8 protein-coding genes are annotated in these 8,412 nt (G+C 40.8%); 5 read left to right on the forward strand and 3 right to left on the reverse strand.

Going from position 1 to position 8,412, the window contains the following annotated elements; translation table 11 throughout:
• Positions 1-498: 498 nt before the first annotated feature.
• Positions 499-894, reverse strand: coding sequence for a transposase (locus K1X56_14170; GenBank protein MBX7095863.1), 396 nt, complete (start codon positions 892-894; stop codon positions 499-501).
• A 443-nt stretch (positions 895-1,337) separates the two neighbouring features.
• Between K1X56_14170 and K1X56_14175 the strand changes: the two genes are divergently transcribed.
• Complete coding sequence (locus tag K1X56_14175; protein MBX7095864.1) at positions 1,338-1,601, forward strand: hypothetical protein; 264 nt, start codon at positions 1,338-1,340, stop codon at positions 1,599-1,601.
• A 7-nt stretch (positions 1,602-1,608) separates the two neighbouring features.
• Positions 1,609-2,076, forward strand: coding sequence for a hypothetical protein (locus K1X56_14180; protein MBX7095865.1), 468 nt, complete (start codon positions 1,609-1,611; stop codon positions 2,074-2,076).
• Between the two features lie 545 nt (positions 2,077-2,621).
• On the opposite strand, the gene dnaE is transcribed toward K1X56_14180, so the two are convergent.
• A complete protein-coding gene (gene dnaE / locus K1X56_14185) occupies positions 2,622-5,570 on the reverse strand; it encodes a DNA polymerase III subunit alpha (protein MBX7095866.1) in 2,949 nt (982 codons plus the stop codon).
• 134 nt (positions 5,571-5,704) lie between these two features.
• Positions 5,705-6,838, reverse strand: a complete 1,134-nt coding sequence (dinB, locus tag K1X56_14190; protein ID MBX7095867.1) for a DNA polymerase IV — start codon at positions 6,836-6,838, stop codon at positions 5,705-5,707.
• Positions 6,839-7,069: 231 nt separating this feature from the next.
• On the opposite strand from dinB, the gene K1X56_14195 reads away from it, so the two are divergent.
• From K1X56_14195 to K1X56_14205, 3 genes are read left to right on the forward strand one after another with little or no spacing between them, the layout of a single operon-like run.
• Positions 7,070-7,675: a hypothetical protein gene (locus K1X56_14195; GenBank protein MBX7095868.1), complete on the forward strand. Its 606-nt coding sequence runs from the start codon at positions 7,070-7,072 to the stop codon at positions 7,673-7,675.
• A 58-nt stretch (positions 7,676-7,733) separates the two neighbouring features.
• Positions 7,734-8,042, forward strand: a complete 309-nt coding sequence (locus K1X56_14200) for a nucleotidyltransferase domain-containing protein (GenBank protein MBX7095869.1) — start codon at positions 7,734-7,736, stop codon at positions 8,040-8,042.
• Positions 8,026-8,358 carry a DUF86 domain-containing protein gene (locus K1X56_14205; protein MBX7095870.1) on the forward strand — a complete coding sequence of 111 codons (333 nt, stop codon included), beginning with the start codon at positions 8,026-8,028 and terminating at the stop codon, positions 8,356-8,358. The genes K1X56_14200 and K1X56_14205 overlap by 17 nt, the downstream gene beginning before the upstream one ends.
• The last annotated feature ends 54 nt before the right edge of the window (positions 8,359-8,412 follow it).

The raw sequence follows: 8,412 nt of genomic DNA on the forward strand, positions 1-8,412 counted from the left end.
ACAAATTAAATTTAAGTGTGTCTGCAATTCTTCCATTTCGCATTTGAATCTCCCAGTTAATAGTTTTTTCAATTTGAATCTTTTTTCTAATGTGGATCTGATGAGACACAAAATTTGTAGCTAGATCGTATTCTCTAAGAGAAATTGTATCCTTGTACACAGATTGGCTATTTACAATAATTGAGCTAAAAAAAAATAAAAAACATAAAAACAACCTTTGCATATTTTTGTCTTATTTATTTATTGTCTAATTTTCTTAACCTTAATGTTCCTGATTTTCTAGTGTCTGAAGTGTAATCGCTGAACTTTTTTCTCGCTTCTTCACCTTCTGTGCCTTCTGCAACTGTTGAGTTTAATATTTTTTTTATTCTTTCATCAATTGCCTTTTTGTTTAAGAATCCTCCTTTAAGATGGTTGATAATTCTGCCCCCGGCTGGTTGGAGTCTTCAGCGAAGGGATAACTTCAACCTTTCAATCTCAAAGTTAGCAAAATTAAAATTAAAATTTATTCCTTCCCAACGCACTAAATTCAATTACCGTTACCTCGACTAATCCATTATCATTAAAATAATCCCGAGCGCTACAATAGGGATCATTTTCTATTTTCTCAACAAGTCCTTCCTCGACGAGATTTTGATGAACATAATTTATTTTTTGTGAAATAATATCTGGTTGTATCAAAAATACCGGATGATTATCGTTCCCCCATATTTGATAAATTCTATTTTTACCATTTGCTGCACCAGCACTTTTAAATTTTTCTAACAGCCATTCCCTTTGGCTTTCCGGTTCTTCATAAAGTGATTTGATTATTTGAGTGGTTGTAAACTTTTTAAAATCTCGAAGAATATCAGAAAGGCTGAATCCTTCTTTTGCTCTTGCAACCAAATGCACATGGTTACTCCTAATTACATATGCATATTATTCTAACCCTTTGCGCATAATGCAATAATTCAAACTATCAACGATTATATCTTTATATCCTTTCCGTGTAAAAACATCGATCCAATTTACTGTCGCAAAAGTTAATAATTGGATTTCGTTTTGATCACCGATTTTTTACCTTGAAAACCCTTTTGTTCCCCTTCCACAAGTATACAATGAGGAATTTTTATTTTACAACCTGATTTTTCTGATATTTAAATTTCTACGGGAAGAGCATAAGTCTTATTTACGTGAATAAATCGAAAATTCATGGTTGAAGTCGCAAACGCGCTAGCCACGCCGACAGACTCCAACCAGCGGGGAGAATTGAGGACGGGATTGAATATCCTTTTCAAATACCCTACAGTCCAGATAATGCTGGTTTAAAAAGTGTCTCCTATCATAAGTCCTCATTGATTATTGGTAATTTAGCAGAATTTACGCGAGGTTCATTTACAATGTATGTAACAAAAACCGGAAATACCTTGACAATTAGAGTGGTTGATTATTATACAATTCATTCAGCAGCTATTCTAGCTAGAGCATTGATATTTATTGGTGTCTCAGAAGGGCCAATTCAAGATCAGGATAGAAAACAGGGGATATATAGCCCAATGGGTACCACTAAACAAGAGTTTTTTTGGCAAATAGATTTAAATTCAATAATTTCTAAATAACATTAATATGGATTTCAAGAAGTATTTTTTTCTATTCATGCTTTTAAATTTTGGTTGCAACTCAAAAAAAAGTAATATTCTTTTTTTAGGAACATATTGCTCTTCTGAAGGAAACTGTATAGAGTTATTAGACTCAAATAATTACAGGCAGATTTTTTCGCAAATACCTTCCGATTCCAATTTTAAAAAATTTGAATATTTCCAAAGCGATAAGGAAAATGAAATCTACGGAAGTATTATTTTCTATGATTTCATTTATCTTGATTCTTCCTTATATGAAAGTCACTTGTTAAAAGACCCTAGAAATGCAAATAAAGTAGGGCTCATATATGATCCTTTATACAAGGTGTCAATCAAAGGGGAAAATATTCCAGCAATTAGACTGGCCTTTGATCGTACTGATGAGATTTATATACTAAAAAGGAAGAATCCGATTTTTAACTATTATCAGAAACAGACTAATGTGGAACAATAAGGTTTTCTTTTAAAGTTCAAAACAAAAAAAATCAACTTTTCAATCATTCCCATTTCCTTCAATTTTGAAAGTTATTACCATCCCTAAAAAGGATTGTTTGTTGAAACGGTATGAGGGAAATGAATATTTTTCTGTTCGAACTATGAATGCGACTAATTAAGAGAAGCTTTCACCCTTCTTTAAAATTCTTAGTGAAACCTTTAGTTTGTATCGTGTTTAAATTTGAAGAATAATTCACTTCCACAAGAAACAAGGGGAATCAATTAGTGTTCTTTTGTCTAAATGGTTTGCCCACCCCGCAATCCTCCGATTCCAAGCTCCACCCTGAATGACGCGCAGTGTGTACTACCATTTCATCACTCCTTTTTTTTCTACCGCCTTTCTACCCTCAACCCACTACCCTCAACCCACTACCCTCAACCCACTACCCTCAACCCACTACCCTCAACCCACTACCCTCAACCCACTACCCACTACCCTCAACCCACAACCCACTACCCACTACCCTCAACCCACTACCCACTACCTACTACCCAACCCACCCCTCACTCCCCCTGAATCTCCCTCAGTCCCATTTTTTCCATTTTTTCTACTTCCAGACTGCAGGCTCCGAATTCTTCTACAATTTTTCCTTTCAGCAGATAAACACCGTTTCCTTTAAAGGGATATTGCCGCAATGTATCGGGGAAATGTACGGTGTCGAAAAATTTTCCATGATGATCGATAAAGCAACCGAAATACATCAGCTCGCCGCGTTTGGTCCGAACGGGTTTGGTGGTTACCAGGTATCCCAACATGCGTTGCGATTCACCGAGGTGTTCCCGCATTTGTTCAACACCTATATCGCCGCGGAACGAAGTTTTCGCCAGCTCGAACCATCCGCAGAGTGGAAATCCGAGTAATTCAATTTCATCGTAGGCCTGCTGTAAAGGATGTTCATCAAATGCCGGTAAATCGAATTGCTTCACCCCGGTGCGGAACAAATCGTTGCTGGGCTTACTTCTTTTTTTTCCGTTAAACATAAAATGCGCCTGCCAGAGAAGCTCTTGTTTGCTCTTTCCGCTAAATCGTAGCGCACCAACCCGGATCAGGAGAATAAGTTGCTCTAAAGCGATGGGAATGCGTTCTACGAGGTCGCTGAGTGACTGGTAGGGTCCGTTTTCGTTTCGTTCTTCGAGTAGCAGCTGAATGCTTTTTTTTTCGAGATGGGTCATGTGCACAAATCCAAGCCAGATGGTTTGTCCTTCGATATCGGTTAGGTACTTGCTTTTGTTGATACAGGGTGCTTCGATGCTTGCACCGCTCATGCGGGCTTCGTGCACATAAAGTTCGGTGCGGTAAAATCCGCCGAAGTTGTTTATGACGCCCACCATAAATTCGAGCGGAAAATAAGTTTTCAGATAGAGGCTCTGGAAACTTTCTACGGCAAATGAGGCGGAGTGTGCTTTGGAAAAGGAGTAACCCGAAAAACTTTCAATTTGTCGCCATACTTCTTTACTGATTTCTTCGGGATAACCGCGTTCCCTGCAATTGCGGAAAAAGGTTTCGGTGATGCGTTCCATTTCTCCTTTGCCGCGGTATTTTCCGCTCATGGCTCTTCGTAAAATATCGGCATCGGCCAAATCGATTCCCGCAAAATGATGCGCCACTTTTATCACGTCTTCCTGATACACCATTACGCCGTATGTTTCGCTGAGTAATTCTTTCATCTTCGGATGCAGGTATTCGAAACTTTCCGGATGATGAAACCGCTCGATGTATGCTTTCATCATTCCCGAAGAGGCAACGCCCGGACGAATAATCGACGAGGCGGCCACCAGGGTGAGGTAGTTGTCGCACCGCAGTTTGGTAAGCAATTGCCGCATCGCGGGTGATTCGATGTAAAAGCATCCGATGGTATTGGCGGAACGTATTTGTTGTTTCACTTTTGCATCGCGCTTAAACAGTTTTACATCGTGGATGTCGATGTGAATTTTCTGATTGCGCAACACGGTTTCTACGGCGTCTTTAATGTGACCCAGCCCGCGTTGACTCAGTATATCGTATTTGTAAAAACCGATGTCCTCCGCTACGTACATGTCCCAATGCACAATGGGAAATCCTTTGGGCATCATTTGCAGTGCGGTGTAGTGGTAGAGTGGTTTTTCCGAAATAATTATTCCACCGGCGTGAATGCCGAGGTAGTTCGGAAAATTCTCCATCATTTTTCCGAATTTAAAAATGGCACGGGTGATGTTGTCGCGTTGTTCCAGCTGATCCGGATGATCGGCCAGTGCGTCGATTTCTTCTTTGGGTAATCCGAATACTTTACCGAGTTCACGAATGATGGAGCTGCCTTTGAATGTGGTGTAGGTGGCAATTTGTGCCGTGTATTCTTTTCCGTATCGTTTAAAAATGTAATCGATAATCACATCGCGTTCGTCCCACGAAAAATCGAGATCGAAATCGGGTGGCGAAGTACGGTGCGGATTGATAAAGCGTTCGAAATACAGATCGAGTTCGATGGGACAAACATCGGTTATTCCCATGCAGTAGGCCACAATACTATTGGCGCCGGAACCTCTTCCCACATGGTGATATCCGCGGCTTTGTGCGTATTTGATGATATCCCATGTAATGAGAAAATAAGCGGAAAATCCGAGCTCCTCAATAATGCGCAATTCTTTTTCAACCCGCAATCGTGCTTCGTTGTTTTTTTTACCATAGCGGTATTCCATTCCTTCCTGCGCCAGTTTATGCAATAAAGAGCGGTCGTCTGCCGCACTGTTCGTGAAGTGTTTTCGGTTTTTAACGCTTTTGTATTCGAGTTGTATGCTGCATTGTGCAATGAGTTGTTCGGTGTTGATGAGGATTTCCGGAAAGAGAATGAATTTTTCGCGTAGTTCTTTTTCACTCATCATGTGTTCATTGTCGCGCGCATGTTCTTCGCTGTTCAGTTTACTGATGAGGATGTTTTTATCAATACTGCGCAATAAGCGGTGCAGGTGGTAATGGTCTTTTTGTTTCGATGGTTTTATGGTGACAGGTTGCCACATCACCATTTTGTGCGATTGCTCCCGGAATGGAAGTTGTATAAGGCGGTTAATCTGATGCAGCCGTATTCCGATGTATTCATTTTTTCGCAATGTATTCCAGTCTTTTTTCTCCAGCGGATAAATAAAACTGCAGTGTTTTAATGCGGGCGCTTCTTCCGGTAACTCTTCTTCATCCTGTAATTTTTTACTAAGCATTCTGCACAATTCGGCATAACCTTCGTTGTTGTGCGCAAGTCCGATGTATAAAATTTCATCCTGCTCATTTCTGAATTCAATTCCGAGGGCGGGACGAATACCGTGTGTTTCGCATTCCTTCACAAAATCAAATGCCGCCGATGTATTGTTGATGTCGGTCAACACCATTTCCCTCACCCCGCAGCGCACGGCTTCCTGCACCAACTCTTCCACCGAGAGCGTTCCGTATTTGAGGGAATAGTAGCTGTGACAATTGAGGTACATGGGGAGTGGGCGGGAGAGAGTGAGAGTGAGAGTGAGAGTGTGAAAGTTTGAGTTTGAGAGTGGGAGAGGAAGTAGGAATTAAGTAGTGATGTGATTTGTTGTTGTTTTGTGAGTTGTTTATGGTGTTTTGTTTTTTAGCAGGATCGGCGGATGGTTTGGGCGCCGTATTTTTTGTTGATTTTATCCATGGCGAGATAGAGATTGATTTTTTCTTCGGTGTCTTCGAATAAGTTGATTTGTTGCCGGCCGCTTACGAGGTGACTCACCCTTACGCCGATGAGTCGAACCAGCATGCGTCGTTCATAAAGACGATCGAATAATTCTTTTGCGCGTGCAATCAGGTGTTCGTCAATAGCCGTATAGGGAATCATCATTTGCCGCGTGTGAGTGTCGAAATTCGAATAGCGGATTTTTACGGTGATGCAGGAACATAATTTTTCTTCTTTGCGCAAGGAGAAACCGAGTTCTTCGCACATGCTTACCAGTTTCATGCGCAACTGATCCACATCAATGGTGTCCTGCTCAAACGTACATTCAGTAGAAACAGATTTTCTTTCGGAATAGGGAACCACCGGATTGTTGTCGATTCCATTCGCGCGTTCCCAGATTTGCAGTCCGTGCTCTCCCAATGCCGATTGCAACATTTCGGGTGGCATCTGCTGCAGTGTTTGCACTTTTTCTACACCCATCGATCGCAGGAGTGTGTACGTTTTTTCGCCCACCATCGGAATTTTCTTAATGGATAAGGGAGCGAGAAATGGTTTTTCCAAACCGAAATCTACTTTGCGTTGACCATTCGGTTTTGCTTCACCCGTGGCCACTTTCGATACCGTTTTATTCTGCGATAATCCAAATGAAATCGGCAATCCCGTTTCGCGGATAATTTTCTGACGCAACTCAATGGCTAATTTATAGCTGCTGAAAAATCGTTCCATCCCGCTTAAGTCGGCATAAAACTCATCAATCGAAGCTTTCTCGTACACCGGTACCGATTCTTTTACGATCTCCGTTACCATTCCCGAATACTTCGTGTAGTTTTCGTAATCGCCGCGTACAATGAGAGCGTCCGGACAAAGCTTTTTCGCCATTCGCACCGGCATGGCCGAATGCACACCGAAGCGACGCGCCTCGTAACTGCACGACGATACCACACCGCGATCACTCGTGCCCCCGATAATGAGTGGCTTCCCGATAAATTTCGGATTGAGCAAACACTCCACCGAAACAAAAAAGGAGTCGAGATCCATATGTACAATATTGCGTTCCATAAAAGCTAAAACTGAAGGAAATCAAAAATAAAAATAATGATTAAAAAATAAGCAATTGTTGATTAAAAAACTGTCAATTAACATTTAAGGTGATGATTTTCAGTGTTTTTTCTGTTTTGGTTTGACCTCCGAAATGCGGAATCAAAGTCCGTAGAGATAAAAAAATCCTTATCCTGTTTCAGCTCATTTTTTTGGTTCAATTATTGAATACATTGTAAAAAAAATGAACCGATGAAACGATTGTTTTTACTTTCTCTTTCTCTGATTTTGGTGTTGGGACTTTCTTCGTTCCGCTATTCGCAAACGCGCGAAGCCATTGTAGAAACCAAATCCGGATTAGCTGTTTTTATCATGTGTGAACCTGTAGCTGCTTATGAAAAAGTGCTGGTGGTAAAAACTTCGTACGATAATTCAACCTATGTGGGCATTGGCGCTATTGGCGTGATTATGGGAATTGATGGTCCCATCGATCGTTTGGTGCAGCGTGCTTTGCGTAAGGGAAGAAAAAAGAATGTGCAGGCATTGATTACTTCCGATGCAAAAATGGCTTCGGTAATTCGCTATTCGGGAACACCGGGAGTGGATGAACGCATAAAGGGTCGCCCCGTAAACATGCAGGGGGTGGATATTTATATTAAGAGTCGACCCACCTCTGCGTACAAGGAAGTGGGAACCATTTCCCTCAACGCCGCCAATCGGCTTACGCACCCCATTGTAAATGCCGATCGTTTAAATAAAATGATTTTGAATCTGATTGATCAGGCCAAGAAGGCAGGACTCCAATTTTCGGGACTGGTCACCAGTGATGGCGTTACGGCGACATTGATTAGTTATTGATGTTCCTTAGCAGATGTTTGAGTATCAAAAGTGATGTGAAACACGTATATTTGTAAAGGTGAATTTGATACAAACTCATATCGGACAGATTGCTGCGCTTTGTGCGAAATACAAAGTGAAATCATTATTTGCTTTTGGTTCCATTACTCAAAATGAATTAAAGCCGGAGAGTGATATCGATTTTTTAGTGGATATCGAGGGTAGAGATCCTATCGCCTATTCGGATAATTATTTTGCTTTAAAATTTCAGCTTGAACAGTTGTTTAATCGACCTATTGATTTACTTGAACAACGGGCCATGAAAAATCAATATCTGCAACAGCGTATTGACCATTCTAAAGTGCTTGTTTATGGCGAAGGAAATTAAGGTTTGGTTGCTGGATATTAAGCAGGCATTGGATGAGATCCATCTCTTTTTGCCAGAAAAAAAGATTTTTCAGGATTTTCAGAATGATCTGAAATCCAAAAGAGCTATCGAGCGTAATCTGGAAATCATTGGTGAGGCCGTAAATCGTATACTGGCTGTAAATCCTGAAATCGAAATTTCAAACTCAAGACGGATTGTTGATACGCGAAATAGAATAGCGCATGGTTACGACAGTGTTTCTGATGATATTATCTGGGCAATTATAATAAGGGATCTCCCTAAATTGCGCGAAGAGGTTGAGCAATTGTTAAGATAATTAGCTAATTATATTTTTTTTTAATTCCCTGTTTCTTTTTTGTGTCTGCTGCAT

Source organism: Flavobacteriales bacterium, assembly GCA_019694795.1.
Classification (GTDB): Bacteria; Bacteroidota; Bacteroidia; order Flavobacteriales_D; family UBA2798; genus UBA2798.